24 protein-coding genes and 3 pseudogenes are annotated in these 26,718 nt (G+C 64.4%); 12 read left to right on the forward strand and 15 right to left on the reverse strand.

Annotation, left to right across the window (positions count from 1 at the left end; genetic code table 11):
• Positions 1-58 precede the first annotated feature (58 nt).
• The 6 genes and pseudogenes from ACXAD2_RS02410 to ACXAD2_RS02435 all read right to left on the reverse strand — a co-directional run bounded on the left by ACXAD2_RS02410 (position 59) and on the right by ACXAD2_RS02435 (position 4,632).
• Entirely contained in the window at positions 59-1,357 is a 1,299-nt protein-coding gene (locus ACXAD2_RS02410) for a TRAP transporter large permease (RefSeq protein ID WP_475166397.1), read from the reverse strand.
• Positions 1,354-1,851, reverse strand: coding sequence for a TRAP transporter small permease (locus tag ACXAD2_RS02415; protein WP_475166400.1), 498 nt, complete (start codon positions 1,849-1,851; stop codon positions 1,354-1,356). The genes ACXAD2_RS02410 and ACXAD2_RS02415 overlap by 4 nt, the downstream gene beginning before the upstream one ends.
• 69 nt (positions 1,852-1,920) lie before the next feature.
• Complete coding sequence (locus tag ACXAD2_RS02420; RefSeq protein WP_475166487.1) at positions 1,921-2,913, reverse strand: TRAP transporter substrate-binding protein; 993 nt, start codon at positions 2,911-2,913, stop codon at positions 1,921-1,923.
• 53 nt (positions 2,914-2,966) lie between these two features.
• Complete coding sequence (locus ACXAD2_RS02425) at positions 2,967-3,476, reverse strand: glutathione S-transferase family protein (protein ID WP_475166489.1); 510 nt, start codon at positions 3,474-3,476, stop codon at positions 2,967-2,969.
• 103 nt (positions 3,477-3,579) lie between these two features.
• Positions 3,580-3,765 (reverse strand): annotated as a pseudogene (locus ACXAD2_RS02430) (glutathione S-transferase family protein); the annotation flags it as partial.
• A 21-nt stretch (positions 3,766-3,786) separates the two neighbouring features.
• Positions 3,787-4,632 carry a fumarylacetoacetate hydrolase family protein gene (locus ACXAD2_RS02435; RefSeq protein ID WP_475166402.1) on the reverse strand — a complete coding sequence of 282 codons (846 nt, stop codon included), beginning with the start codon at positions 4,630-4,632 and terminating at the stop codon, positions 3,787-3,789.
• 169 nt (positions 4,633-4,801) lie between these two features.
• Between ACXAD2_RS02435 and ACXAD2_RS02440 the strand changes: the two genes are divergently transcribed.
• Complete coding sequence (locus tag ACXAD2_RS02440) at positions 4,802-5,506, forward strand: GntR family transcriptional regulator (RefSeq protein WP_475166404.1); 705 nt, start codon at positions 4,802-4,804, stop codon at positions 5,504-5,506.
• 24 nt (positions 5,507-5,530) lie between these two features.
• Here the strand turns inward: ACXAD2_RS02440 and ACXAD2_RS02445 are convergent, their stop codons facing one another.
• Positions 5,531-5,788, reverse strand: a complete 258-nt coding sequence (locus ACXAD2_RS02445) for a hypothetical protein (RefSeq protein WP_475166405.1) — start codon at positions 5,786-5,788, stop codon at positions 5,531-5,533.
• 123 nt (positions 5,789-5,911) lie between these two features.
• Here ACXAD2_RS02445 and ACXAD2_RS02450 point away from each other — a divergent pair, with 123 nt between their 5' ends.
• The 8 genes and pseudogenes from ACXAD2_RS02450 to ACXAD2_RS02485 all read left to right on the forward strand — a co-directional run.
• Positions 5,912-6,010, forward strand: a complete 99-nt coding sequence (locus ACXAD2_RS02450) for a heme-binding protein (protein WP_475166408.1) — start codon at positions 5,912-5,914, stop codon at positions 6,008-6,010.
• Between the two features lie 35 nt (positions 6,011-6,045).
• Positions 6,046-6,294 carry an aldehyde dehydrogenase family protein gene (locus tag ACXAD2_RS02455; RefSeq protein WP_475166412.1) on the forward strand — a complete coding sequence of 83 codons (249 nt, stop codon included), beginning with the start codon at positions 6,046-6,048 and terminating at the stop codon, positions 6,292-6,294.
• A gap of 327 nt (positions 6,295-6,621) precedes the next feature.
• Positions 6,622-7,824 (forward strand): plasmid partitioning protein RepA, encoded by a 1,203-nt coding sequence (gene repA, locus ACXAD2_RS02460; protein ID WP_475166415.1) that lies wholly within the window; start codon positions 6,622-6,624, stop codon positions 7,822-7,824.
• Positions 7,824-8,804: a plasmid partitioning protein RepB gene (gene repB / locus ACXAD2_RS02465; protein ID WP_475166418.1), complete on the forward strand. Its 981-nt coding sequence runs from the start codon at positions 7,824-7,826 to the stop codon at positions 8,802-8,804. The genes repA and repB overlap by 1 nt, the downstream gene beginning before the upstream one ends.
• 245 nt (positions 8,805-9,049) lie before the next feature.
• Positions 9,050-10,096: a plasmid replication protein RepC gene (gene repC, locus ACXAD2_RS02470; protein ID WP_475166422.1), complete on the forward strand. Its 1,047-nt coding sequence runs from the start codon at positions 9,050-9,052 to the stop codon at positions 10,094-10,096.
• Positions 10,097-12,231: 2,135 nt separating this feature from the next.
• Positions 12,232-12,681 carry a DUF3768 domain-containing protein gene (locus tag ACXAD2_RS02475; RefSeq protein WP_475166426.1) on the forward strand — a complete coding sequence of 150 codons (450 nt, stop codon included), beginning with the start codon at positions 12,232-12,234 and terminating at the stop codon, positions 12,679-12,681.
• A gap of 369 nt (positions 12,682-13,050) precedes the next feature.
• Positions 13,051-13,554: pseudogene (locus tag ACXAD2_RS02480) on the forward strand (ParB/RepB/Spo0J family partition protein); the annotation flags it as partial.
• 100 nt (positions 13,555-13,654) lie between these two features.
• A pseudogene (locus ACXAD2_RS02485) lies at positions 13,655-13,780 on the forward strand (integrase); the annotation flags it as partial.
• Positions 13,781-13,946: 166 nt separating this feature from the next.
• Here ACXAD2_RS02485 and ACXAD2_RS02490 read toward each other — a convergent pair.
• From ACXAD2_RS02490 to ACXAD2_RS02515, 6 genes are read right to left on the reverse strand one after another with little or no spacing between them, the layout of a single operon-like run.
• Positions 13,947-14,891, reverse strand: coding sequence for a LysR family transcriptional regulator (locus ACXAD2_RS02490; RefSeq protein WP_475166430.1), 945 nt, complete (start codon positions 14,889-14,891; stop codon positions 13,947-13,949).
• Positions 14,892-14,925: 34 nt separating this feature from the next.
• Positions 14,926-16,620, reverse strand: coding sequence for a dipeptide ABC transporter ATP-binding protein (locus ACXAD2_RS02495; protein WP_475166435.1), 1,695 nt, complete (start codon positions 16,618-16,620; stop codon positions 14,926-14,928).
• 4 nt (positions 16,621-16,624) lie between these two features.
• Complete coding sequence (locus tag ACXAD2_RS02500) at positions 16,625-17,506, reverse strand: ABC transporter permease (RefSeq protein ID WP_475166440.1); 882 nt, start codon at positions 17,504-17,506, stop codon at positions 16,625-16,627.
• Between the two features lie 16 nt (positions 17,507-17,522).
• A complete protein-coding gene (locus tag ACXAD2_RS02505; protein ID WP_475166443.1) occupies positions 17,523-18,488 on the reverse strand; it encodes an ABC transporter permease in 966 nt (321 codons plus the stop codon).
• 54 nt (positions 18,489-18,542) lie between these two features.
• Positions 18,543-20,138: an ABC transporter substrate-binding protein gene (locus tag ACXAD2_RS02510; protein WP_475166447.1), complete on the reverse strand. Its 1,596-nt coding sequence runs from the start codon at positions 20,136-20,138 to the stop codon at positions 18,543-18,545.
• Between the two features lie 21 nt (positions 20,139-20,159).
• Positions 20,160-21,071: an N-formylglutamate amidohydrolase gene (locus tag ACXAD2_RS02515; protein ID WP_475166452.1), complete on the reverse strand. Its 912-nt coding sequence runs from the start codon at positions 21,069-21,071 to the stop codon at positions 20,160-20,162.
• Between the two features lie 303 nt (positions 21,072-21,374).
• Between ACXAD2_RS02515 and ACXAD2_RS02520 the strand changes: the two genes are divergently transcribed.
• From ACXAD2_RS02520 to ACXAD2_RS02530, 3 genes are all read left to right on the forward strand, one after another.
• Positions 21,375-22,040, forward strand: coding sequence for a gamma-glutamyl-gamma-aminobutyrate hydrolase family protein (locus ACXAD2_RS02520; protein WP_475166454.1), 666 nt, complete (start codon positions 21,375-21,377; stop codon positions 22,038-22,040).
• Positions 22,041-23,228: 1,188 nt separating this feature from the next.
• A complete protein-coding gene (locus tag ACXAD2_RS02525; RefSeq protein ID WP_475166458.1) occupies positions 23,229-24,113 on the forward strand; it encodes an ArdC family protein in 885 nt (294 codons plus the stop codon).
• Between the two features lie 587 nt (positions 24,114-24,700).
• A complete protein-coding gene (locus tag ACXAD2_RS02530; protein ID WP_475166463.1) occupies positions 24,701-25,183 on the forward strand; it encodes a hypothetical protein in 483 nt (160 codons plus the stop codon).
• A gap of 33 nt (positions 25,184-25,216) precedes the next feature.
• On the opposite strand, the gene ACXAD2_RS02535 is transcribed toward ACXAD2_RS02530, so the two are convergent.
• On the reverse strand, positions 25,217-25,927 hold the full coding sequence (locus ACXAD2_RS02535) for a hypothetical protein (protein ID WP_475166466.1): 711 nt from the start codon (positions 25,925-25,927) through the stop codon (positions 25,217-25,219).
• Positions 25,924-26,718, reverse strand: a 795-nt coding sequence (locus ACXAD2_RS02540) for a ParA family protein (RefSeq protein WP_475166469.1), incomplete at its 5' end; no start/stop codon positions are given. The genes ACXAD2_RS02540 and ACXAD2_RS02535, both read right to left, overlap by 4 nt.

Genomic DNA, 26,718 nt, shown 5'->3' on the forward strand with positions numbered 1-26,718 from the left:
GGAAGTTCGGCAGGTCTTTCGAGATGGTCGTTCGGGGATCGGCAGGGGCGGGCCGCCATCAGTAGAGCACCGCGGGCAGCCAGAGCGCGAGCTGCGGCACGACGAAGAGCAGCACCACCAGCACCACGGGCGCGATCAGGAAAGGCAGGATGCCCCGGTAGAGCGTGCCCATCGACAGCGACGCGCTCTGCGCCTTGATGATGAAGAGGTTCATTCCCACCGGCGGAGTGATCAGCCCCAGCTCGACCAGCACCGCTACCAGCACGCCGAACCAGATCGGGTCGAAGCCGAAGCCGGTGACCACAGGCAGGAAGACCGGGACGGTGATCAGCACCATGCCGATGCCCTCGAGGAAACAGCCCATGACGATGTAGAGGGCGATGATCAGCGCCATCACCAACGCCGGCGACAGCTCGGCCGCCTGCGCCAGCGCCAGCAGCTTCTCGGGCAGGCGCGTCTGGACTACGAAGTTGGCGAACATGGTGGCGCCGATGATGATCATGAAGAGCGCGCAGGAGATGATCACCGTCGCCTGCACGGCGCGGGTGAAGCCCTCGAGGCTCAGCGTGCGGCGCAGGAAGCCGATCACCACCGCGCCGAAGGCGCCGACCGAGGCGGCCTCGTTGGGGCTGAAGATCCCCGCGTAGATGCCGCCGATCGAGACGAGGAAGAGCAGCATGAACTGCCAGGGACGCAGCAGCGCGCGGAAGCGCTCGGCCATGGTCACCGTCTCGGCCCCCGCCGCGGGGCCCGAGCGGCCCGCAAGCAGCACCGAGACCACGACGTAGAGCAGCATCAGCACGATGCCGGGGATCAGCGAGGCGGCGAAGAGCCGGGCCACCGAGGCCTCGGCGATCGAGCCGTAGATCACCAGAATGATCGAGGGCGGGATGAGGATTCCGAGCGAGCCGCCGGCGGCGACCGAAGCGGCGGCATAGCCATCCTCGTAGCCCGCCTTCTGCATTTCGGGCAGGGCGATGCGGGTCATGCTGGCGGCGGTGGCCACCGACGAGCCGCAGATCGCCCCGAAGGCGCCCGAGGCGGCGATCGAGGCGATGGAAAGCCCGCCGCGCACACCGGAGGTGAAGACGCGCGCCGCGCCGAAGAGCTCGGCCGACATGCGCGAGCCTGAGGCGACCTCGCCCATCAGCACGAAAAGCGGGATGACCGACAGCCCGTAGCTCGAGGCGGTGTCGAAGGTGCCGGTCCCGGCGAGCAGCGCGGCGACGGAAAGATCGTTAAGCAGAATATTCCCGACGATGCCGACCAGCGCCAGCGCCAGCCAAACAGGTTGCCGCAGGAAGAGCAGCAGGAACATCGAGCCGATGCCGGTGAGGCCGAGGGCAAAGGCGCTCATGACTTCACCTCCACGGCATGGGCCGCGTCCGCCGCCTGCCCGAGCCCGAGCACCCGGCGCAGCGCCGCCCAGCAGGTGCCGGCGAGTCCGACGAAGGCCACCGCCCAGAGCGTCCAGAGCGGCACGCCCAGTTCCAGCGAGCGGTCGCCGTATGTGAAGGCGTCGCGCGCCGGGCCGAACATCGACCAGCCGAGGAAGACGAAGAAGACCAGCGTCCCGAGCGAAGCGAGCAGCTTCAGCAGCCCCAGCGCGGCGGCGGGCAGCATGCCGTCGACAATGTCGATGAGGATCTCTCCCTGCCGCGCCACCACCGGCGCCATGCCGAAGAACACCATGACCAGCAGCCCGAAGCCGACCACGTCATAGGCGCCCCGCACGGGGATGTTGAAGACGAAGCGCAGCACCACGTCGGCCACCACGGTGAGCATCATTACGACGACGGCCAGCGAGGCGATGACATGGAAAAAGCGCGTCAGGCGGTCCGGGGGCATCATGCTCGGTCCAGTTCCAGTAAAGTGAGGGGGCGCTGCGCCCGGTCCCGCGCGGGGACCGGACGCGACGGATCATTGCGTGTAGGCTGTGAGAAACTCCGAGCCCGGCTTGCCCGCGTCGTCTACCGTTTTGACCATGGTCGCGACGATCGGGGCGACGTCATCCTTCAGTTCGGTGAGCTGGTCGTCCGACAGCGAGACGATTTGCACGCCGCCGTCCGCCATGTAGGCGCGGCCCTCGGCCTCGCCCTCGTCGAGCATCTTGCCAAAGGCCTCGGCGCGATCAGGGCCGGTCGTCTCGTCCACCAATTTGCGCAGCTCGGGGCTGAGCCGGTCATAGGCCTTGTCCCCCATGACCACGGCGAAGGCGGCCGAGGCAAAGCCGGGCTCGATCGAGTAGCCGAGCACCGGGGCAAGGTCGAAGGACTTGGTCGCCTCGAAGGGGAATGCGGTGCCGTCCACCACGCCCTTGGCCAGCGCGTCACCGGTCTCGGCGGGTTGCACCGGCACCGGCGAGGCGCCGAGTGCCTCGATCAGTTGCTGCCAGATCGCCCCGGCATAGCGGATGCGCAGGCCCTTGAAGACCGACAGGTCCGACGGGTCGGCGGACTTGAGGTGCAGCTTCAGCGGCGGTGTGACCGCCATCCACAGGATATGCGTGCCGGCGTGCTCCTCGGCGAGGTATTCCGGCGCCAGCTCGGTCAGGCGGCGCGAGGTGATCGCGCTGTCGTTGCCCGCGGCCGGGTAGGTCAGCGGCAGGCCGGCAAGCTCGGCCATCGGGAAACGCCCCGGGGTCGCGCCGCTCAGCACCACCGCCACGTCCGCGGCGCCGGTCCGTGCGAGGTCGAACTGCCGCGGCGCCGGGCCGAGCTGGCCCGAGGGGAAGAGCTCGACGGTCAGCTCGCCGTTGCTCTTCGCCGCCAGTTCCTCGCCCCATTGCGTGAGCATCCGGTTGAACGCGTGGTTGGGCGGCAAGAAGGTCGAGACCTTCAGCGTTTCCGCAAATGCGGCGGGGGCGAGCCCCAGTGCCAGCGCCGCGGCGCAAAGCGATCCTTTGAATTCCATTGTCCTCACTCCCTGTCTTGATCTCGTGTCCTGCCGATCCCCTCCCGGTCCGGTCAGCGCAGGTCCTCCCACTTGCGCGCGAGCCCGGGCCAATGCGCCGAGCCGCCCTGCCGCATCTTCTCGCTGCCTGCCGCATCGGCAAAGGCGGCGACCCCCGCGACATAGCTGGGCCGCGCCTGCATCGCGGCCAGCCATTTCCCGATGGCCGGAAATTCCTCCAGCCAGAGCCCGGCAAAGCCGAGCCGCTCGATCCGGTCGACATAGGCGACCAGCGCGACGTCCACCTTCGAGAAGGCCTCGCCCATCATCCAGGGACCCTGCCCCAGCGCCGCCTGCATGTCGCCGAAGGCGCGGCGCAGCTGGCGCAGCGCCTGCTCGACGAAGACGGCATCCAGCCCCTCGTCCAGCAGCATCCGGCGCTTCATCCGGGCCACCGGGTCGGGCATCCGCGCCAGCATCTGTGCGATCTCCTTGGGCGTGCGGCTGGCGCGGATCGTGCCGCGCATCGCGGTCGAGAAGGAGAGGGTGTTGATCGCCGCGTGAATATCCAGCGTCCGCAGCAACCAGTGCGCCGATGCCACCTCGGCGGCGCGACCCTTCGGTGTGAGCCGTCCGCCGCCCTTCTCGCGGTCGAGGTAGTCGACGATCAGGCTCGAACTCGACCACCACCAGCCCGCCGTCGACCAGCGTCGGAACCACGGCGGCAGGGTTGAGCTGGAGGTAGGCGGGCGCGAACTGGTCGCCCTTCTGCAGGTCGAGCAGCACGCCCTTATAGGGCAGGTCGAGCTCGCCGAGACACACGCGGACCTTTTGCGAGCAGACGCTGGTCGGGCCGTGGTAGAGCGTGAGCATGGTCCTCCTCCCCGCCTCCGGTCAGGCCTCGGCGGCGACCGGGTTGCGCAGCGTGCCAAGACCCTCGATCTCGACCTCGACAACGTCCCCCGCGCGCATCCAGAGCGGCGGCGTGCGCTTGGCCCCGACCCCGCCGGGCGTGCCGGTGGCGATGACGTCGCCGACCTCGAGTTCGGTGAACTCCGAGCAGTATTCGACGATCCGCGCGAGATCGAAAATCATGTCCGAGAAACGCGCCTCCTGGACGATCTCGCCGTTGAGCCGGGTGCGGATCGCCTGCGGTCCGATCTCGCCCATCTCGTCCGGGGTCATCATCCAAGGACCGAATGCGCCTGTGCCGGGGAAGTTCTTGCCCGGGGTGAACTGGTGGGTGTGGCGCTGGTAGTCGCGGATGCTGCCGTCGTTGTAGCAGGCGTAACCAGCGATGTGGCTCAGCGCCTCAGCGCGGGGGATGTAGCGGCCGGGCTTGCCGATGACGATGGCCAGCTCGCCCTCGAAGTCGAGGTTGTCCGACACTTTCGGCACCGGGATCGTGGCAAGATGGCCGGTCTGGCTGTTGGCGTAGCGGGCAAAGATCGTCGGATGCGCGACCTCACTGCGCCCGGTCTCCTTGCGGTGGGTCTCGTAGTTGAGCCCGACGCAGAGGATCTTCGGCGGGTTCGGCAGCACCGGCAGCCACTCGACCTCGGCCAGCGGATAGGCCTGCGCCCCGGCTTCAGCCTCGGCCACGCCGGCGAGCCCGCCCGCGATCGCCTCCCGGAGGCCCGCATAGCGCGCCGTCAGCGCCGCGCCGGCATCGACGAAGGCCTCCTCCGTCACGATCCCCCAGCTCTGCCGTCCGGCAACCTTCACCGTCGCAAGTTTCACACCGTGTCTCCCGTCATGCCGCGCATCGCGGTCCCTCCGCCGGCGCATCCCGGAGGTCGCCGCTGATCCCTAAGTAATATACAAATTCCGATTCAGCAACAGAATTTATATTTTTTTCTCCTGAGGTTTCTAATGTATAGAGACACCAAGGAAGAGAGACGGGGACCGGATGGACCACAGCACGCCAGACAGCACCAAGACCACCAGCCTTACCGGATCAATCCACGACCGGCTACGCACGGACATCCTGACCGGGCAACTCGAGCCGGGGCTGAAGCTGCAGATGAAGCTGCTGACCGAACGCTACGACGCCGGGCAGACCCCCCTGCGCGAGGCGCTGAACCGGCTCTCCTCCGAGGGGCTGGTCGAAAGCCGGGTGCAGCGGGGTTTCTACGTGAAGCCGGTGCATCTCGACGAGCTGCGCGAACTGACCAAGACCCGTTGCTGGCTCGAGGCGCTGGCGCTGCGCGAGTCGATCGCCCATGCCACGCCCGAGTGGGACGAGGAGCTGATCATCGCCCACCACCGGCTGACCCGCACGCCGCGCTCGCTCGACCCCGAGCGTTTCGAGGACAACCCCGAGTGGGAGCGCCTGCACCGCGACTTCCACAAGGTGTTGATCTCGCGCTGCGGCTCGACGCCGCTGCTGGAATTCTGCGAGCAGCTCGCCGACCGGCTCTACCGCTACCGCATGCTGTCGATCCGCAAGGTCTTCACCACCCGCCATGTCAAGGACGAGCACGCTGACATCCTGCAGCTCGTGCTTGACCGTGACACCGAGAAGGCCACAGAGGCGCTGACCCGCCATTACGAGCGCACCGCCGACGCGGTGCTGAAGGACCTCGGCACGCCGGCGCCGCGGGAAGACGGCTGAGCCCCTTCCCGCGCCCGCCACGCGTCAGTGCTCCTGCCCGGCCAGCAGCGCCTGCAGGGTGACAAAGCCCAGAAGGTCGCGGCCGCAAGTGTCGTCGGCGGTGCCGAAATGGCTGACGATCGAGATATGGTTGTGCCCCGGCGCCGAGGCGATCAGCGGCAGGCGGCCGTCGCGCTCGACGAGCGCCTCGATCATCCGCCGGGTCTGGTCGATGATCACGGCGGGCTCGTTCTGGGCATAGGCGATCATCACCGGGATCTCGCGCCCAGCGACCGCACCCACCCCGTACCATCGGCGAACGACTGGAGCGCAATCCTGCCTTCCTGAGCGCCGTGGTTGCCGCGTCGGACGGGCGAATGGCGCCGAATGCGGGCGGTGTCCTGATCCTGGACGCGGGGGGGGAGCGTGATCGGCGCCGTCGGCATCAGTGGTGACACTGGCGACAATGACGAACTTTGCGCGCGGCAGGGCATCGCCGGGGCCGGGCTTGCGGCCGCGGACTGACCCTTCGGGGAAGAGAGAGACAGAAGGACATCAGATTGCTGATCGACAATGATGATATCCCGGCCTGCGACGGGGCGCGGTTCAAGCGGGTAAGCCCGATTGGTGGTGAGGTTGCAAGCACCCCCGCCGCTGGCAGGGCCGCGGACGTGGATCGCGCCGTACGCTCTGCGCAGGCTGCCTTCGCCGGTTGGCCCGCCATCGGGCCCGGAGAGCGGCGCAATATCTTGTCAGGGAGGTCGAAATTCTGGACCAATGGACACCGCGCTTCGTCGAGCTGGGCATAGCCGAGACCGGTGATGTGAACAGGCCTGAAACATGAACGCACATGGAGTAATCGCGCGAGCGAGTCGCCCTTATGTTTGTCACGCTGGGAGGGTGGCTGTTCCCCGATAAGGTCGAAATATGTATCGAGGTCTGCCGTGGCCAATCTGGGTCACCGTCATTGTGGTTGATCTACGCTCTGAACCCTAGATTTAGAAATGTCTTGTCGGAATCGGACTTTAGTGTCATCCATGTCCTGACGGCGTGCGACGCTATATCACCGATCTAGCGTCAGGACGCAGAAGAGCCCAACAACGGGCCCGAAGTGAGGCAGAGCAGAGATGACGAGCATGTCCAACCGTGCCGAGCAGCCAAGTCCCGTGCAGGGAATCGGCTCCAGCGCAATCGGAGACTATGCGGCTGCGCTCGCAGGCTCACTCGATAGACAGATGCGCCTTGCTTACAAGCCAGAGGACCGAAAGTCGCTGCGTCGTTTCTCCTCGACTGAAGTTGCCGAGATGATCCGCGTAAGCACTTCCAATCTTCGAAACCGGCACAAGGACGGCAGTTTTCCGGAAGTATACACGGATGCGCGAGGCCATCGCTACTACACCGCAGAAGATGTAGCTGCGTTGCGGGAAATCCTTTCCGCAACCGGCAAGAATGCCTCTCTCTACAAGCCAGGTAGACGGCAGGATGACCACTTGCAGGTCATCTCGGTCGTCAATTTCAAGGGCGGCTCGGCCAAGACGAGCAGCTGCATTCATCTGGCCCAGAGATACGCCCTGAGGGGCTATCGCGTGCTCGTGCTCGACATGGATCCCCAGGCTTCGCTGACGACATTCTTCGGTTTCCGCCCTGAGTTGGAATTTTCTGAAAGCGGGACGCTCTACGACGCGCTTCGCTATGAGGAGCAGATGCCGCTCTCCTCTGTGATCCGAAAGACCTATTTCCACAATCTCGACATGGTCCCGGCGGGCCTCATGCTTTCCGAGTATGAGACCGAGACCGCCAACGCACTGTCAAACCGTATCCAGCCGATCTTCGCGGAAAGACTCACCCTTGCACTGGAGGAAGTCGAGGCGGACTACGACCTCGTCCTGATCGACTGCCCGCCACAGCTCGGATTCCTGACGCTCACTGCGTTGGCGGCGTCGACAGGCATGCTTGTCACCGTGGTGCCGAGCATGCTCGACATCGCATCAATGAGCCAATTTCTCAAGCTTGCGTCGGAGACCGTCGAAGCTGTCGAAGATGCCATCGGCCGCAAGGTGACTTGGGATTTCGTCAAATTCCTGATCACCCGATACGAGCCGAGTGATGGTCCGCAAACTCAGATGGCAAGCTACCTACGATCTATCCTCCTTCACGAAGTTCTTACGGAACCTTTCCTGAAGTCCACCGCCGTCAGCGATGCCGGGATGACCCAGCAAACGGTCTACGAGGTCGATCCGAGCCAGTTTGTAAGAAAGACATTGGACCGGGCCGTAAGCTCTGCGAACAGCGTGGCTGATGAACTCGAAACGGTGATCCAGAGGGCATGGGGGCGCTAATGGGACGAAAGATTTTTGGCGATGCGGTCGAACAGCCCTCAGCATTGCAGCAGGACCCCTCCCCTGCCCCGTCGAAGCGCTCCTTTGGCGGATCAGTTGGCGGTCTGCGTGAAAGCCTCCGCGAGATAACGGCCAATTCGATCCGAGACATCGACCCCGCGCTGATTGAACAAGACGGTCTTCGGGATCGTCTTAACATCGATGGCCCCGAGATCGACGAGCTTGCTGAGAGCATCCGCGCACATGGTCAGCAGGTGCCGATCTTGGTGCGGCAATCATCCACTCCTGATCGGTACAAGATTGTATACGGACGGCGGCGTCTGGCTGCGATCCGGAAGCTCGGAATTCCGGCGAAAGCAATCGTTCGAACTCTGGACGACGAAGCGTCGGTGATTGCCCAAGGCCAGGAAAACAACCTGAGGCTGGATCCGTCTTTCATAGAGAAGGCAATATTTATCAGGGAATTACAGGTCGCAGGCTATCCCGCGCAGGTTATTCAGGATGCGCTAGGCCTATCTCGGCAGGGTGTGTCCAACCACAAGGTTGTGCTTGACGCGCTCCCTGCAGAGATCGTTCCGGTCATCGGGCCCGCCCATGGCATCGGGCGGCGGCAGTGGTCCGACCTTGCCAAAGCTTGTGCTCCCCTAGGTGAGAGTTCGGTCGAAATTGCGCAAGCTGCAGTGGTAGACCTCCCAGCTGGCACTGATGGAAGCAAGCGGTTTCAGGTAGTCCTCAATGCTTGCCTCGCACGCTCTGCCCCTCCCCTCCCACCTGCGGATGTCCACCGCGGTGGACATCTTGAGGTCCGTGCCGAAGACGGCAGCACGCTCGCGACAATGAAGAGCACAAATGACCGCCTGAATCTCCAGTTCGATCGCAAGGCGCACCCCGAATTCGGCATGTGGCTCGAGGCGCGTGCGGACGATATTGTCCGCTCCCTCCTTGACCGCTGGCACGAAGAAACCGGCCGAAAGCAATAATCAAACGGCCTGAGACCAAACCGAGCAGCACAGGAGCACGATCAGACACCCAAAAAGCAAAGAGCCCCCCAAACCAAGTTGGAGAGCCCTTCATCATTCTTCGCACCTTTGATGTATCAGCCTCCATACATACAGTCAAGATACTCCACAACTCGGTGGACATCTAATCTGTTGCCTAATCCTTGTGATCCTATCGCAAGGAAAGGCATCGGGCTCATGCTCTGCGGCGTCGCGTGACGTAACACATGGCATTCGATCAAATGACTCCGCGGCCGTCACCGGCCCGCGATGGTGGTTCTTCGGAAAATCGCGACCCAAGGGCTGGCACCTGGGACATCCTTCGGGCAGTCCGAGACACTCGGCGCACCCTTGGCCTGCGAGCGGCCCACATCCAGACGCTACAGGCCTTGCTGAGTTTCCTTCGACCTGGACAGGGCAACGTTGTTTTTGCCTCGAATGCAGAACTCTCGCGCCGCGCCGGCAACATCGACGAGCGCACTCTGCGCAGGCACATTACCCGACTGCAGGAAACCGGGCTGCTCGAACGCCAAGACAGTCCTAACGGGAAGAGGTACCGCGTAACATCTAGCCAGGGAATGTCCTTGAGCTTCGGCTTGTCTCTGGAGCCATTCTTTGCCGCATCTGAGCGTCTGCATCGGCTTGCCGAAGACCTTGAGATCGAAAAGCGCGAAATCCGTTACCTACGCAAACGGGTGCTTGTTTCCCTTGCCAACATCGAGGCTGCTGCCGAAGGCCCAACAGAGGTGACAACATCTCTGCGTCGCGAATTGCGCCGGAGCCTGTCCACCGCGGAGTATCATCAAATTCTCGCGGAACTCCCCTGCCCCGAAGTCTCTGATACTCCTTGTGTCGAGGAAACGAGCCTCGCAAATTCCGCAAAAATGCCCGCCAATGACGGGCAAAATGACCGGCACTATCAGAGGTCAGAAAAAGAAAGACTGGAATCTGACCACGCCAAAAATCTCAAGGTTCCCGAGGTCATTGAGACCTGCAAAGAAGCAATGGCTTTTGCAACATCTCCAATCCGAACCTGGGATGACCTGCAAAGACATGCCTACGATCTTGCACCAATGCTTGGGATCGACCAACAAACATACATCCAGGCAGCGAAAACCAAGGGCATTCAAGCAGCAACAGTAACGGTTCTCTACCTGATCCAAATCGCACATCGGGTGCGCAATCTCCCCGCATATTTCCAGTCAGTCACCTTAGGAAATCGTGCGGCATCTTTTGACGTCGCACGCGCGGTCAGACGCTTGGCCGCAGTGTGAAAACATGGGCAACCACGAAATTTATGAGATTGGTTTCCAGAGCAGAACATCCATCACGCCCACTGTCCACCGCGGTAGACAGTGGGCGGCGAGAGCACTGAATTGGGCATGCGCCTCACATCTGCGATGTCACCGCAAGCGGACATCCCCAAATCTACTCAGCTAGTCTTAGTGCGAAACTGGCAGTGTCCACCGCGGTGGACAAAGGACTTACCTCACACTCACCACACGTAGTACTGCAATCTTAGCCGACGATGTGCTGCAGCGCCGATAGAACTCACAGGTCATGTATGAGGCGAGTAGGCAGACCAGCTCGCGCACGAGGCTCCTCTACCGAACTTCTTTGAGGTCAGCTGCTATATTGCCCGTCCAACGTCACCGCAGATTTTCAGAGCGCATAAGTCAAGGAACTCAGCTTCGCCTGCTGGCATCCGGCTCGCGATCACAAGAAGCAGCGCAATTTCGCAACCGCCTTGACTGCCACATGCTCCATCCTCGCAACCTGTGTCAAACCGAAGACTGCGACTTGACACAATGTGCTCGTACATTGAAGCAGCAAACGGAGATAACCGCCCATGTTTTCGAAATGCATATGCGATACGCCACACACAAGTGTTGCCTGCCCCTGCCCTGCAACATACTCCCCGGCGGCTGATCAGAAGTAAGAGACTTAGGTCACGGGCAGTCTTGCTCATGTCGTCGTGTCCACCGCGGTGGACACGACGACGAAAGGGACGCTCTAGCCATGTCACGCCGCTCCGAACCTGCCTTTGCACCCAAGTCGGGCGAGCAAGTCTGTTGCATTTGGTGGTGGCTCCAGAACGCAAACACATCAAACGCCTCCCCACGTTGCAGCGCCGGCTCCAGAGCGTAGGTAACAGAAGGCCGAGCCGCAGCTTCAATCGGGCAAAGAGACTGGATGCAGGTGAGGCCAAACGAAACGGGCAGATGGGCCGGTGCTGCTTCCAAAATGGCGAGTGACAACAAAGCATGGCGTAAGGAGGGAGATCGTGTCCGTCGCTTTTTGTTTGGAACAGGGGAACGGAGCTATGGCGCATCCATCAAGTTTTTAAGGGCGGTAGAATTTCAAGCAATGCGGAACGCGCTCGTCTGCTCATCGTCAGTTCCTTTGCGGGTAAAGTTGGAACACAGATGAGCGTGGCGGTGTGGCCGCGCGAAAGGTCTACTCCATCCTGCGATGAACAAGCGCGGAAACTCTAAGGACGACCGCGCCCGCGTCGGGTGGCACATCATCAGCCCGGGTCGGCCAGAACGGAAGGTAACACTTAAGAAGCCATTTCGTCCTGCCCTTCTGGCGCGTCCTCCGTGCTGCAGATGCATGTTCGTAGTGGGCAATCGAGCTTGGAAAGTTGGGGGCCCATCCTGCCCGTGCACGCTCCCGAGCCAAGCTCGAGATCGCGCCCGTTCAGGACCGCGTCCTAGTCTCCGGCGGGCTGCGCCCGCCTACGACCCGAGCCTAACCCCCTCGCTCTCCCTGCGGCCCAAGTGCGGCGCACGCCGTCTCCTTCGAGCCAGCCTACGCCGCGGCCCCATGGTCGAACGAGAGGGACGTCTCGGCCCTTCGGGTGACGGCCGTTCCCTGCGGCTTCGCCTCCGGCTTGTGCGGGTGCCATGTGTTGCCGGAATCGCCCCGAGCCCCGGCCTCGCGAATATTCCCGCGGTGGATATCTGGGCTGCGTCCTTACGTTTACCGGCCTCGCAGCTTCTGGTGCCGGCAGTTGAATTCTCGGGAGAGAGCCGCGCGGGGCGCGCGTCTCGCATGGGGCCGAAGGGCAGGGCAGGGGCTCGGCGGGCTGTGCCCGCTCACCCCCGCCCTGACATGATCCTGATTGTTTGTCCGCCCAACAGACCGGCCCCGGAAAGTCAAAAGACAAGCGCCGCCCTTGGCGTCGTCTCCGCCGGGGCCGTGTCCTCGCGCTGCGCGCTGCGGGCCGCACCACCCCCGTCTCCGATCCTTTGACTGTCCGTGTCCGGCCCGTGGGTCGGGCTTCGCCCTCTCCCACTCTGTTCCGCCGAAAACATGCGTTTCCGGTCAGACAGATTGGCCGAGGCGCAGCCCATCGGCGGAAGGCGGGCACCAAGCCCCCACCGTCTTCACCACGAAGGAGGCCACAATGGCTCAGTTTCATTGCACCAGTTGCGGAGAGGTCGAGGACCACGATCTCGATACGCTCGAAGCCTGTGCATCCTGCGGCGCGACCAGCGTTGTTAATCTCGAGGCCCAGGCGGCGCAGGTCGCCAAGGCGAACGATGCGTTTCGCGCCGCCATCCTCAGCGGTGGACATCCGGTCTATCTGGGCCGCGCTGTTTGTACCCAAGGTGTTGCCGCCGAAGGATCGGATTTCATTATTCGAGCACAGATCGCGGTCGCGGCGTTTTCGGAGTTCACTGAGGACAACGACCCCTACGGCGATCACACCTTCGGGGCCGTCACCGTCGCGGACAAAAGCGTCTGGTTCAAAATCGATCTCTACGACGAGAGCTATTCGTTCGGCACCGATGACCCGCTCGACGACGCCCGGACCCGCCGCGTCCTGACCCTGCTGTTCCCCAGCGAATACTGACACCGGCAGCGGGGCACACCGTGCCCCGCGCTTGCGCCAGCCCGTCCCACTGGTCGGGGCAGGGGGCAGGCAAATGCCGGCTCCAATCCCCAGAGAGCGGGAAGGAGGTGAGATCAATCAGCGATGAAACCATGAAGCGCCGCATTGCCGAGGCATGGGCGCTTCTCAGGAAGGGCGATCACTTTGGCATAGGACGCCGCTTCCTGATCCAGCACGGGGCCGTCTAGCCCTCTCGCCTCAGCCCATCAGGGCTGGGGCACCCATACCACAAAATTCTCAATCACCACAAGGAATGTCCCAATGACCAAGCAGAGCTCCATTACCGCGGATGACGCCCGCTTCCCGCTCTCCAAGCTGACGCTGTCCGAGATGAACCCGCGCCAGAACGTGCCCATTGCCGAGGTTGAAGAACTGGCGGAAAGCATCTGGACTGCCGGGCTGATCCAAAACCTTGCCGGGATCATCGACGGGGCAGGGGGTGCGGAAATCGTTGCGGGTGGCCGCCGCCTTCGCGCCCTTCACTTGCTCGCCGAGCGGCACCCAGACCTTGCGCAGGAACGCCCGGAGCTGGCGAACCCGCCGGTGCGCATCGCGCCCGATCTGTCTACTGCGCAGGCCTGGGCAGTGGCCGAGAACGCTGCGCGCCGCGATCTGCACCCCGCTGATGAAATCCGCGCCTATGGAAAGATGGAGCGCAGCGGGGCGACGCCTGCCGAAATCGCCCGCGCCTTCGCCGTGACGGAAAAGAGCGTCTGCCGCCGTCTTGCGCTGGCCGGTCTGCCCGAGGCTGTGATCGACGCGCTGGCCGCGAACGAGATCACGCTCAACGCCGCCGCCTGCTTCACCATCAGCGCCGACGCGGCCCGCAGCCTCGAGGTGCTGGAGCAGTGCCGGGGTGAGAACTGGTCCGACCACCAGGTCAAGAAGACGTTGAAGCCCGATGCGGTGAAATACAGGTCCACTCTGCGACCAGCTCAACAACACGCCTCGCAAATGCCTTGGATGGCGGACCCCGGCCGAGGTCTTCCGCGAAAAGATGCTGGAGGAAATCGGCCGACGCCCCTACCGTCGAAGGTCATGGGAGTCGCGCTTCAAGTAGCGCGCACAGGCGCGAACGGCAGCTATGGGCATTAACTGGTGCCAGACCCGCACCCCCGGGGGGTACCTGAAAACCAGGGCAGAAAGCTCCTGACCGGTGAGGGGACCGCCGTTTTCGTGCTCGGCAAATTGGAGAAAAAAGCCCACCTTCGAATGATGTCGAGGGGCTAGGGATTGGTCGCTACGGGGCCGACGCGGTCCAGGACACCTCCAAAGCACTTCTGAAGCTGGACTTGGGACGGTGTTCCGTTCATTAGCGAGGAAAAGGAAAGGTAGTAGCTGGTGTGGGCGTCTAGGCCATCGACCGGGCGCCAGGTCAGCTCGGGGTTCCTGTCGCAGGCCAGGGCCGCCATCAGGGCGCTGTTGAAGGACAGTGCGTTCAGGACGCCGGCCATCTCGATGGCGAAGCTGGCGAAAGGCGCCTGCAGCGCGACGGAGTAGTTGACCCGGTGGCGCGCGAACAGATCGCGATAGTAGCCGTAATAGGGATCGCGCCTGGAGGGCATGATGAAGGCATTGCCGCCCAGGTCAGCGACCTGCAGCCTGGGCTTGGCGGCTAGGGGATGATCGGCGCGAAGGATGCAGACCTGAGGCTGGTCGCTTTGTCGGATGTTGATGATGCCCGGGTGGTCCAGAGGCCGGGTGTGGAAGGCAAAGTCGATCTGCCCCTCGGCCACGGCCTGGGTCATCTCGTCCACCGCGTGTGAGGCGACGGAGCAACTGAGGTCGGGTTCGGCGGCGCGCAACTCGGCGATGACCAGGGGCAACACCTCGCTGATGAAAGACAGCGTTGCCGAAATACGAAGGTGCGACAGGGGGCGGTCGGTCTTGAGCGCCATGCGCATTTCCATGCGGTCGATCAGGCTGAGCAGGTCTAGGGCGTCATCCAGCAGGCTCTCGGCCCGGCTGGTGGGGTAGATCGCCCCGTTGCGGCGCACAAAGAGGGGCGCTCCAATCGCCTCTTCGAAATTGGCGATCAGCTGGCTGACGGCGGGTTGGGACATGCCCATCTGGCGCGCGGCAGCCGAGATCGAGCCACTGTGCATCACCGCGGTGAAGGCCTCGATGTATTTCAGGCGGCGGATCTTGCGGGACTGTACGAAAGGTTGCACTGGGCGCGGTTCGTTTGCTTTGGGGCGAGGGCGATCAGGGGGACCGCAGGCGCGGGATCGAGGCCAGCAGCGCGCGCGTATAGTCCTGCGCGGGGGCTACCAGAACTTCCTCAACCGGTCCCTGCTCGACCACCTGACCGGACCTCATTACCAGCACACGGTCGCACATCTGCCGCACCACCGCCAGATCGTGGCTGACGAAAACCATGGTCAGACCCAGCGTTTCGCGCAGGTCCTTCAGAAGGTTCAGCACTTCCGCCTGCACCGTGACGTCCAGCGCCGAGGTCGGCTCATCGCAGAAGATCAGCCGGGGTCGCATGGCCAGGGCGCGGGCGATGCCGATGCGCTGGCGTTCACCGCCGGAAAAGGCGTGCGGCATCTTTTCGGCGGCGGCGCGGGGCAAGCGGACCACCTCCATCAGGTCGTCGGCCAGCTGCCGGGCCGAGGTGCGGTCCAGATCTCCGCGCGCGGTCAGCGCATATGTGATGTTGCGGCCCGCTGACATCCGCGGGTTCAGCGATGAGTAGGGATCTTGGAAGATGCACTGAAGCGCTCCGGTGAGCGCCCGCTGGCCCGCGCGGCCCTGGTAGCTGGCGATGTCGCGGCCGGCAAAGGCGATGCGGGCACCGGCGTCGGTCTGCTGCAGGCGCAGGATGCAGCGCCCGATGGTCGTCTTTCCCGAACCGCTTTCCCCGACGATGCCCAGAACCTCGCCCGCGCGGACCTCGAAGCTGACATCGGCAAGGGCGCGGAAGGGCGTGCTGCCCGGGGCGCTGCGGTCGGGGGCATAGGTCTTGGACAGGCCCGCGACCGAGAGCAGCGGGCCGTCGTCGCCGTTCGCGGGCGCCTCGGCGATGCCGGCGCGCAGATAGGCGATGCCACGGGCTCGTCCCTCGGTCTCGTTGCGCTCTTCAAGCACGTCGAACCGCTCGATCCGCCGGTCCATCGGTGGGATCGCGGCGATCAACTGTTGCGTGTAGGGCTGGGTGGGCGAGGTCAGGATCTGTCGCGTTGGACCTTCCTCGACCAGCTTTCCGTGCCGCAGCACCTGCACTCGGTCGCACATCTGTCCCACAACGCCCATGTCATGGGTAATCAGCAGGATCGAGATGCCCTCACTGCGTGCCAACTTCTCCAGAGTGCCCAGCACCGCCTTCTGTACTGTCACGTCCAGCGCCGTCGTCGGCTCGTCCGCGATCAGCAGGTCAGGGCGGGCACAGATGGCGATTGCAAAGACGATCCGCTGGCAAAGCCCGCCTGAAAGCTGGTGCGGATATTTCGACAGCCGGCTTTCGGGTGCGGGCACCTCGGCCTGGGTCAGCAGGTCGATGGCATGGGCGCGGGCCGCCGCTCCGCGCTTGCCGGTATGAGCCTCGATCGATTCCAGAAGCTGTTCGCCAATGGTCAGCACCGGGTTCAGCGCCGTCATCGGGTTCTGGTAGATATAGCCGATCCGACCGCCGCGCAGCGCCTCCCTCTCCCGCCGGGAGAGGGAGCGCAGGTCGCGCCCTTCCAGCAGGATGCGGCCCGAGGCGATGCGGGCGTTGTCTTCCAGCAGGCCCAGGATGGCCTTGCCGACGGTGGATTTGCCCGCGCCGCTCTGGCCCACAACGCCCAGGATCTCCCCCCGCGCCAGCGTCAGGTTGAGCGAGGACAGGGCGGTGAAGCTTTCGCCATCGGCGAGTTGGTAGCGGATCGTCAGGCCTTCGATGTCCAGAAGGGCGCTCATGGGATCAATCCTTCCCTTGCAGATAGGGGTTGGCCTGTTCGCGGATGCGGTCCGAGACGACGTTGATGCAGAGCACCATGGCCAGCAGGGCAAGGCCGGGCAGGATCGAGATCCACCACTTACCCGACAGCAGGTAGTCGTTGCCGTTGGAAATCAGCAGCCCCAGGGACGGCTGGGTGATCGGCACGCCGACGCCTAGAAAGGACAGGGTGGATTCCGCGATCACGGCGCCGGAAAACGCCATGGGCAGCAGCACCAGCACCGGCGCGATGGAGTTGGGCAGAAGGAAGTGCAGCAGGATCCGCCACTCGGCCACCCCGCCCAGGCGGGCGGCTGCGATGTAGTCGCGCTTCATCTCGGACTGGCCAACGGCCCGCACCAAACGGGCGGCCTGAGCCCAGATCCCGATGGACAGCGCCAGGATCACCTTGTCCACGCCAGCCCCAAAGATTGCCAGCAGCATGATCGCCAGCAGCACGCCGGGAAAGCTGACCGTCAGGTCGACGGCGCGCATGATAAACGTGTCGGTCCAGCCTCCGCGCAGCGCCGACAACAGGCCCAGCAGGACGCCCGCCGAGGTGCCGATCGCCACCGCGATCACCGCCACCATCAGTGAGGTGCGGCTGCCGTAGAGCACGGCCGAGAGGATGTCGCGCCCGAGCGAGTCGGTGCCCAGGTAGGCGATGCTGCCATCCATCATCTCAGATCCCGGCGGCATCAGCCCGTTCATGATGTCCAGCTGCATCTGGTCGTAGGGATCCTGCGGCGCGATGACCGGGGCCAGCAGCGCCAGCGCCAGGATGATCAGGATGCCGAGCAGACCGGCCTGGGCCAAGTAGCGGTGGCGGAAGGTCTTGCGGGCGCCCCGCAGGACCTGTCGGAACATGTCGTTCATTGGGGCCTCAAGCATGTCGGATGCGCGGGTCGAGCGCGGCGTAGAGGATGTCCACGGCCAGGTTGATCAGCACGAACATCAGCGTGATCAGGATCATGTAGGCCACGACCACGGGCCGGTCGGCGTTGTAGATGGAATTGAGCAGCAGCTTGCCGATGCCCGGCCAGGAGAAAATCGTCTCGGTCACGGTCGAGAAGGCGATGAGAGTGCCGAACTCCAACCCGGTGATGGTGACGATGGGGATCAGGATGTTGCGCATCAGGTGGCGCCCGATCAGGCGGCGGCGCGGGATGCCCTTGGCGCGGGCATACATCATGAAGTCCTGGTGCATCACCTCCTGCGTGCCCGAGCGGGTCAGCCGCGTCTGCATGCAGATGATGGCGATCGACAGGTTCAGCGCCGGCAGGAACAGGTGGCTGAGGCCGTCGCGGGTGAAGAGCGACCAGTCGATCCCGAGCAGGGAGACCGTGTCGCCGCGCCCCGAGGCCGGGAGCCAGCGCAGCCAGACCGCGAAGATCAGGATGAACAGCAACGCTTGCCAGAAATTCGGAATGGAATAGCCCACCGTGGTGCCAAGGCTGATGGCCTTCGTGGCGGGGCTACGGTGGCGCAGGCCCGCGTAGATGCCCAGTGGCAAGCCAACGACCAGTCCCATGGTCATGGCCAGCACCACCACCTCGATCGTGGCGGGCAGCCGTTCCAGGATCAGGTCCAGCACGGGACGATTGTAGACGAAGGACTGGCCGAAATCGCCCTGGGCGACATTGCCGAGGAAGGCCAGGTATTGCAGCGGTAGCGGCCGGTCGAGACCAAGCGCCTGGGCTAGGGCCTCGCGGTCGGTCTGATTGAAATCGTCCGAAGCCAGCACCTCGACCGGATCGCCCACGACATACATGCCGGCAAAGACGAGGACCGACATGATCAACAGGAGCACAGCACTCTGACCGATCCGCCTGGCGATGTAATTCAACATGGGGGGCTCCGTGGTGACCGCCCCCGCGCCGGTGCCGGGCGGGGGCGGAACTGGTTACTTCGGACGGACCATGGTGGCCAGGGTGCGGCCGGTGGTGCCGTTGGTCACCTTGAGGTCGGCGCGATGCGCCCAGGTCTCGTGGTTATAGTAGAGCGGAATGCCCGGCATCTGGTCCAAGGCGACCTGCATCGCCTGCGCCAGCAGGGCGTCTGCGGCGGCCGTGTCGGTTTCGACAGCCCAGGCCCGGATCGGCTCCTCGAAGGTCGGATCGTCATAAGACGAGAAGTTGGCCGAGCCGAGGCCCAGGTCCGCGTCCCGTTGCGCAAAGGCGCCCGAGATCAGCTGACCCGGTCCCTGCGGGTGTCCCCAGCCGTACATGAAGGCGCCCAGCTGGTTTTCCGAACGGCGGGTGCGGAAGACCGACCAGGGTTCGGTCGTCAGCGTCACGTCGAGGCCAAGCCGCGTCCAGTATTGACTGATCGCCTGGGCCACGGTCGTGCCGTTGTCATAGCGCGCATTGGGGGCCGACAGTTCGATCGCGAAGCCGTCGGCATAGCCCGCCTCGGCCAGCAGCGCCTTGGCCGCGTCGAGGTCGAACGCCAAGTCGGGCATGTCGGGGGCCGCGCCTTCCAGGTAGCTGGGGGCGAACTGGTTGGCGGCGGTGGCATTGCCCTGGAACAGGCGGTCCACGATGGCCGAGCGATCGATGGCCATCGACAGCGCCCGGCGTACGCGCGCATCCGACAGCGGCGCGGACCCGTCCGACGCGGTTACACCGACGGCGCCCTCGGCATTGGTGTCGAGCACGAGGAAGATCGTCTGCAGGCCGGGGGTCGAGGTGACGGCATAGCCTTCGTCGGCGGCGATGACGCCCTGATCCTCGGCCGAGGGCTTGTCGATCACGTCGTAGTCGCCGGCCAGCAGACCCGCGGTCCGCGCGCCCGAGTTCGGCACTGAGCGCACCTCGACCCGGTCCCATTCCGGTGCGGTGCCCCAGTAATTGGGGTTTGCGACTAGATCGGCATCTCCGCTGGGCTGGAAGCTCTCGTAGATGTAGGGCCCGGTGCCGATGGCAGCCTCGCCCTGCTCGAAGTCGGCCTGGGTCGGGTACTGGTCGGCAATGCCGCAATCGCCGTCGCGGGTGTAGGCGATCGGATCGGTGATGCCGTAGGTTTCCGCCGACAGGATCTTCAGGAACTTCAGCTTCTGGATCAGGATCGGATAGGGCGCGGTGGTGGTGAAGCGCACGGTCAGGTCGTCGATCGGCTCGACATTTGTGATCGGGCCCAGCGAAGAGGTCAGCACGTTCGGGCGGCCGTCGACGCGGTACATCATCCGGCAGGTGCTGAAGACCACGTCACGGGCAACGAAGGGCGTGCCGTTGGAGAATGTCACGCCCTCGCGCAGCTTCATCACGAAGGTGGTGGGGCTTTCCCACTCCCATTCGGTGGCCAGCATCGGCTGCGTGTCCAGATCGACGAGCATCTCGAAGACATGTTCGGCCAGGCTGGCGCTCTGGGTGTCACTGAAGGGGAAGGGGTCGGCACTGACCGGAGCGGTGGCATAGCCCAGGCGCAGTGTCTCGGCCATGGCCGGGGTTGCGGCTAGTGCGGTGGTCAGCAGCAGGGGGACAAGGTGGCGTGTCTTCATCTGTGTCTTCCGTGTTGGATGTCAGTGGGAAGGGAGGGTTTGAGCGTCGAAGTCAATGCCTTCTCGGCTTGCCACGGCGTCGATTAGGCTCTTGAGGGCCTCTGTGCAGTGCAACTGCATCTTAGCGAAGCGGTTGGACCGCTCTCGCGTCGTCTCGTTCATGTAGAGATCGCGGCGCAGTTCGACCTGGACGGCGTGCTGGTTCAGTTCGGGCCAGCCGTAGCGCAGGGTGATCTCGCCGCCGGCAAAGCGGCGGTTGGCGCCCACATCGTAGCCATGGGCGCGGAAGCTGCTGGCGAGGGCCTCGGCGATCTCCGGGACGCAGGACTGGCCATGGCGGGTGCCGATGTCCACCTGGGGCCGCTCGGCGCCGCCCCGGGCGGCACTGTCGCGGCGCATCATCGAATGGCAGTCCAGCAGGTAGACCGCGCCGAAGGTCTGCCGGGTCTGTTCGATCAGCCGGGTCAGGGCCTGGTGATAGGGAACGAAATAGCGCGCGATGCGCCGCTTCGCCTCGGCCTGGGTCAGCTTGCGGTCGTAGATCGGCACATCGTTGGCCAACGCCCAGAACAGGGTCGAGCCGGAGGCCTCGGCAGTGGGTTGCAGTCGGCCATACCAGCTCTCGGGATCTTCCAGCATGGCGCCGCTGATGTCGTGCTGGTGCCGGTTCACGTCGACATAGGTGCGGGGAAAGTTGGCCTTCACTGTTGCCAGGCCGAGGTCCCGGGCGGCCGAGAACAGCTCGTCAACGTATTTGTCCGTGGGGTAGTCGATCTGGTCCCTTGTCAGCTCGGCCCGGAAGCCAAAGTCGGACGGGTAGGTTTCGCCGCTATGCGGGAAGGAGACGATCAGCGGCACCCGGGGCGGGTCAGGGGAAGTCACCGTGACGGGAGACCAGGTGGTCTCAGCTTGGAAACGGGGGTCAGCGCGCACGGGTCTCTCCTTGGTCGTCTGCGACCGGGGGCGTTGCCGCCGGCGTGTTCTTGCTCTAGCGGCGGGCAGGGAAGGCGAAAACCTTATTGAGGAACCGGTTAGATCCATAAGTTTCTTCAATATGATTGCTCTCTCCTGCGCCCTGCGAGATCACCGCTCGAGAATTTCTGACCCGCTCCGCCTGCGCTGAAAGCGTCAGTAAGGGTGTCGCCGCCGGTTTGAGCCGGTTTTGACGAGCGGAACATATTCAGGTTCACGATGGAATGAAGGCAAGTGCCTGGGTGCACGGAAAGGCAGGAACGGATGGCAGAGCGCAGAAAAATCGCGGTCTCGGTCGGTGAGGCAACGCCCTTGGCCCCCTATGTGCGAGCCCTGGAACTGGCGGGTTTCGCGCCGCTGCCGATGGTGCCAGGGCAGGGGCCTTCACTGCTGGAAAAGGACGTTTCTGGCGTGGTTTTCGCCGGAGGGGCGGCCGTGCATCCCTCTCGTTTCGGGCAGGAACTGGATCCAGGCATCCGCAGGGCGGTGGATGAGCCGCGCGATGCCATGGAATGGTCCCTGGCTGACCAGGCGCTGGCGCGCAGGCTGCCGATCCTTGGGATCTGTCGCGGGATGCAGTTCCTCAACGTCTATTTCGGCGGCACCCTGTGTCAGAACCTGGCGGCCGGCCCGTGGCTGGACACGCACCGGCCTGACCTGCCGCGCGACAGTATCGCCCATCAGGTGCAGGCGCGGTCCGGGCGGCTGGCCGAGATTTTTGGCGTCGATCCTTTCGGCGTCAACAGTATCCACCGCCAGGGAATTGAGCGCCTGGCTGAGAACTTCGAGGCGACCGTGACGACGCCGGATGGCCTGATCGAAGGGATCGAAGACGCTACGCAGCGGGTGCTGGCAGTGCAATGGCACCCCGAGGAGCTTGCCTCTTCGTCTTCGGCCCAGTTGAGCCTGCTCGATCAAGCGTTCAACTGACAGAGACGCGCGGAGCTTGGTTGCGCAGATATCGGCGCGAGCCACAGGCGCGCATCTGCTTTGGGCTTCCGGCACATCCCGACCCTAAGCTGACCTTGGCGCCTTGTGTGGAGGACGACCATTGTCAGCGCTTACAAGTCATGCGTGCAAGCCGCAGCATGACGAGAGATTCTGACACCCGCCGCGCCATGGCAGCCTCGGTTGCCGTGGCGGCAAGCACCTCCCGAACATAGAAACGTAAGCATCGGCGGTGAGGCGCAGCGAATTGTGGGTTTCGGCTCCCGGGTCTGGTTCAGCCGTGAACGACCGCTTACGAGATCTGCGCTGCGGTGCAGAACGCCGCTTGCTGTGGCCGCGAGTTTCTCCATCGCAATGTTGCAGTTGCATTGGCCGACCGCCGAATGACCGCAAAGTCCGGACACGACCCGTTCGTCGACCGTGCGGCGAAGGTCAGCAAAGCGCAATCGGCAGGGTTGCGCAACGAGCCCGAGTTTTCATCCCCAGTTGCAGGGGGCAGCCCTGTGGATAAAAGGCCCGGTGGGCCTTCCTGCGTTGAGCCTGCCCTAATCTGCCCAAAAATCAGGCGTTGCTCTCGGGGCGACGCTCTGCGGGCTCCATGCCACCGCTGCCAAGGTTCCCTCTGACTCCGCGCGCCCCGCCTTCGGCCGGGCATCAAGCCAGACCTTCCCACAAGCCGGCTCGCCATCCTTCGCGATATGGCTGCGCGTCCCGCTCGCCGCCTGCAAGGCCCGCCCCGTCCCCTCGGCCGGGGGCGGGCTGGAAAGCTCTGGCGGATTGATCTGAGGAGAGCCGCGCGGGGCGCGCGGCTCGCATCGCTCCAAAGGGCAGGGCAGGGGCTCGACGGGCTGCGCCCGCTCACCCCCGTCCTGGCATGATGCTGTTTGTCTGTCCGCCCAACAGACCGGCCCCGGAAAGTCAAAAGACAAGCGCCGCCTTTGGCGTCGTCTCCGCCGGGGCCGTGTCCTCGCGCGGCGCGCTGCGGGCCGCACCACCCCCGTCTCCGATCCTTTGACTGTCCGTGTCCGGCCCGTGGGTCGGGCTTCGCCCTCTCCCACTCTGTTCCGCCGAAAACATGCGTTTCCGGTCAGACAGATTGGCAGAGGCGCAGCCCATCGGCGGAAGGCGGGCTCGGAGCCCCCACCGTCTCCACCACGAAGGAGGCCACAAATGGCAAAGGCGAAATTCGACGTATATCAGCACGTCACCGATGAGATCATTGCGCAGATCGAGGCGGGCACACCGCCCTGGCGCAAGCCCTGGACCGGCGGCGCAGGTGGCGCGCAGATGCCGGCCCGCTTCAATGGCGAGGACTACCGCGGCATCAACGTGCTGATGCTCTGGGCGACGGCCGCCAGCAAAGGCTATGTGTCGGCACGTTGGATGACCTATCGGCAGGCGCAGGAGCTTGGGGCGCAGGTGCGCAAGGGCGAGACGTCGGCCACGGTGGTGAAGTTCGGCACGGTCGAGCGCGAGAGTGACGACGGCGACGAGAAGAAGATCCCCTACTGCCGCGCCTACCGCGTGTTCAACTCCGACCAGATCGATGGCCTGCCGGAAGACTTCTACACCCGTCCGGAGCTGCCGCGGGATCTCGGCACCCAGGCCGATCCGGACCTCGAGGTGTTCCTCGCGCGCACCGGTGCAGCGATCCATTCGAGCCCGGAGCCGCGAGCGTACTATGACATCCGGGCGGATCGCATCCACATGCCGCCGATCGAGACATTTCTCAGCGCGCAGGCATTTTACGGGACCGTTCTTCATGAGCTGACGCATTGGAGCGGTGCGGAGAAACGTCTCGACAGGTTCAAGCGCTTCTCCGACCGCACGGCCTACGCCTTCGAGGAATTGATTGCTGAGGTCGGCGCCTGCATGCTCGGGGTGCAACTCGGCGTGGCGCCGGAGTTTGACCAGAGCGCGAGCTATGTTGAAGGGTGGGTTACTGCCATGAAAGGCGACAATCGCGCGATCTTCCGCGCCGCCTCGGAGGCGCAGAAGGCAGTGGACTTCATCCTGGCTCAGGCCGGGTGGAGCGTCGCCGAGCAGGCCGCCTAAGGCGCTTCCCCGCTTAGAGATGATGATCGGGCCTCGCTCACGCGGGGCCCGCCAAATTTTCGCGGGTTGGTCTCAGCGTCTGCGCCGCCGAGGCCAACCCGCGCGGGCGGGGCCTAGGTCCGGCCCGGGGAAGATGAGGCGGGGATTGGCTCCTCGCAGATCAGGCCCATCTTGAAGGCGCCGGGGTTCTCCCAGGCAATTTCGGTCTCTCCTGTGTTCCACCGAAATCTCAGTCCCAGGAACTGTTCTTCCCCTGCGTCATCGAGGTGAAAAACTTTGGAGATCGGGAAGGCATAGAGTTTCTTTGCCAGCATGGTTCTTGTCCCAAATAGTTGAAGCCGGATAGCGCGCTATCCGGCCTGCCCGCTGGCGAGGCCGGGGGTAGCAAGGGCAGCAGAAATCGACAGGGGTGGTGCGGCCCGCAGGCCCTCGGCCGAGGACACGGCGCTGGCTATTTCTGTTGACCGCGCGAGGGGCTGCGCCCCTTAGCCCTGTCCATGCAGTTTTGCTTGCGGGCTTCGGTTTTCATTCCGGATGGGATGCCCTAGCGTAAGAGAGATACGCTTTATGCTCAAAAGAAGTGTTTCATGCGATGTTCATCATTCGGTGCATTCATCGTCTCCGCGCTGATGCCGCTCACCCTGCAGGCTCAGCAGGAGACCGGATCGCAGGAGGGGGCCGCGGCGGGCGCTGCACCGCTGGTGATCTCGGATGTGACCTGGTCTCACAGTCTCCAGCGCGGATTGCCGGTGCATGATCTCGAAGGCCCCGGCGCATCGCTGCAGCTCGTCTGCGATCCGGATCGGGTCTTCGGCCCGCAGCCGAATGGGTCATTTGCTGTAACCCTGCCGCAGGAGCGCGCGCCGGCGCGGATCGTGGTCCTGGCACAGACCGGCGAGCAGGCGGCGCTCGAGCTCGAAGACGGCCGCGCCCTGCAGGCGAAGGCCGATCCCGATGCGTGGGCGACGCTGGTCGCCATCCTTGGATCGAGCACCGAATTCGCCGTGGTCAGCGCGCATGATGCGGTGACCTGGAATGTGGGTGAGGTCCTCGTCGGCCCGTGTGAGTGAGCTGGGTCCGCGGGCAGAAGCCCAGGGCGGCGCTTATCCCATCGTCTTCCCCTCGCAGGACGCGAGCGCGTCGAGACCGTAGAGCCGGAACAGCGCGCCGATGATCCGCGCGTCGGCGATGAGATCGAGCGGATCTCCAATTTCCGCGCGCAGGGCCCGGACAATCTCGGGATCGGAATAGGCATTCACGAAAAGCCCGCCGCTGCCCTCGGTTCGCATCAGATCGAGATGTGTCTTGAGCCCCTTGCTGTCGCGCAGCGCGCTCGCGTGATCTAAATCCAGGTACCTCTTGCGCGCCTGCTTCATCAGCGCCTTTTCGAGATAGTCGACGCTGGTGCCCAGCCGGACCGCCAAAGCCTCCAGCCGCGCCATGTCAGCCGGCAGCCAGACCACGAAGCCGCGCACGTTTTTCTTCGCTGGAGCCGCGGCCTCTTCGGGCGCCGCGGCGCGCCGCGCTGCCGCCTTCGGCTGCGCCCGTCGCGTCGGCTGCGGACGCTTGGAGCCGAATGAGTTTTCCTTGCCAGTCGGGGCCAGGTCAGGTGTGACGTCGGCGCCTGCGTCGGCGTCGGCCTTGGGTTCGATCCTCGGCTCGTGCAACTCGGGTGAGACGCGGCCCGCGTAGCGGGCCGTGGACCCTGCGAGCCGGCTGCTCGCCTTTGCGTGCTCGGCGGCATTTGGCAGCGCATGGGACGTGCGCACGACACGAGACCTCTTGCGCTTCTCTGGCTTGGGCTCGTCGCTCACTCTGCCGCCTCCCTCACGTCGATGACCGCAAGGAGCTCTTCGAGCAGCGCGTCGCCGCCGGCCAGGATGTCCAGCATGGCGCCGCCCTGCAGCCGCCCGGCGGGCTGGGCGTTCGCCGCCTCGGCGGCCACGCCGAGCGGACCCCAGGCCGCGATCTCGCGCCAGTATTTCGAATTGGGGATCACGGTCAGCGCATGCGGCATGTCCATGACTGCCTGTAGAGCGTCGCGATCGCGCGGGGTCAGGCTGGCAATGTCGAGATCCCCGGTCAGCACCGAGATCATCTTGGTTGGCACCGCGGTCAGCACCGTGCGCAGCGCCGGGGTTGGGGAGTCGGGGGTGACGGTGTTGAGGATGTCCTCGAACCACTCGAGCGTCCGCTCGGCGATCGAGTAATCCGACTGCTCGGGCCGGGTCGGGATCAGCACGAGATCGGTGGCGAGGATCAGGTCCTCTGTGTCAGCGTTGGCCCCCGGGCGGGTGTCGATCAGCACGAGGTCATAGCCCTTGGCTTCCATGCGGTCGTAGCTGTCGTAGATCTCATCCATGTCCGCGACCGCGCCGCTGATGGTCAGCTGGTCGTGGCGCCAGGCGGGTTTGTCGATCTTGCCCCAGGAGGCGCGGTTGAAGCTGGCCTCCCAGCCAAGCGCCTGGGGGTCGGTGTCGACGTCGAAGATGTGGACCTTCATGCCGCGGGCGAGGGCGGCCGAGGCGAGGATGCGGGTCAGCGTCGTCTTCCCGCTGCCGCCTTTCATCATCATGGTCGAGATGGTCTTCAAGCCCGGTCCTCC

This window comes from Salipiger sp. ABN3_019 (assembly GCF_056158605.1).

Bases quoted from the DNA above. Each gene is read 5' to 3' on its own strand.
- ACXAD2_RS02495 (WP_475166435.1), bottom strand. From the start codon at position 16,620: ATGAGCGCCCTTCTGGACATCGAAGGCCTGACGATCCGCTACCAACTC.
- ACXAD2_RS02420 (WP_475166487.1), bottom strand. From the start codon at position 2,913: ATGGAATTCAAAGGATCGCTTTGCGCCGCGGCGCTGGCACTGGGGCTC.
- repC (WP_475166422.1), top strand. From the start codon at position 9,050: ATGGCATTCGATCAAATGACTCCGCGGCCGTCACCGGCCCGCGATGGT.
- ACXAD2_RS02530 (WP_475166463.1), top strand. From the start codon at position 24,701: ATGCGATGTTCATCATTCGGTGCATTCATCGTCTCCGCGCTGATGCCG.
- ACXAD2_RS02505 (WP_475166443.1), bottom strand. From the start codon at position 18,488: ATGTTGAATTACATCGCCAGGCGGATCGGTCAGAGTGCTGTGCTCCTG.
- repB (WP_475166418.1), top strand. From the start codon at position 7,824: ATGGGACGAAAGATTTTTGGCGATGCGGTCGAACAGCCCTCAGCATTG.
- ACXAD2_RS02475 (WP_475166426.1), top strand. From the start codon at position 12,232: ATGGCTCAGTTTCATTGCACCAGTTGCGGAGAGGTCGAGGACCACGAT.
- ACXAD2_RS02500 (WP_475166440.1), bottom strand. From the start codon at position 17,506: ATGTTCCGACAGGTCCTGCGGGGCGCCCGCAAGACCTTCCGCCACCGC.
- repA (WP_475166415.1), top strand. From the start codon at position 6,622: ATGTCCAACCGTGCCGAGCAGCCAAGTCCCGTGCAGGGAATCGGCTCC.
- ACXAD2_RS02525 (WP_475166458.1), top strand. From the start codon at position 23,229: ATGGCAAAGGCGAAATTCGACGTATATCAGCACGTCACCGATGAGATC.
- ACXAD2_RS02410 (WP_475166397.1), bottom strand. From the start codon at position 1,357: ATGAGCGCCTTTGCCCTCGGCCTCACCGGCATCGGCTCGATGTTCCTG.
- ACXAD2_RS02510 (WP_475166447.1), bottom strand. From the start codon at position 20,138: ATGAAGACACGCCACCTTGTCCCCCTGCTGCTGACCACCGCACTAGCC.
- ACXAD2_RS02440 (WP_475166404.1), top strand. From the start codon at position 4,802: ATGGACCACAGCACGCCAGACAGCACCAAGACCACCAGCCTTACCGGA.
- ACXAD2_RS02520 (WP_475166454.1), top strand. From the start codon at position 21,375: ATGGCAGAGCGCAGAAAAATCGCGGTCTCGGTCGGTGAGGCAACGCCC.
- ACXAD2_RS02415 (WP_475166400.1), bottom strand. From the start codon at position 1,851: ATGATGCCCCCGGACCGCCTGACGCGCTTTTTCCATGTCATCGCCTCG.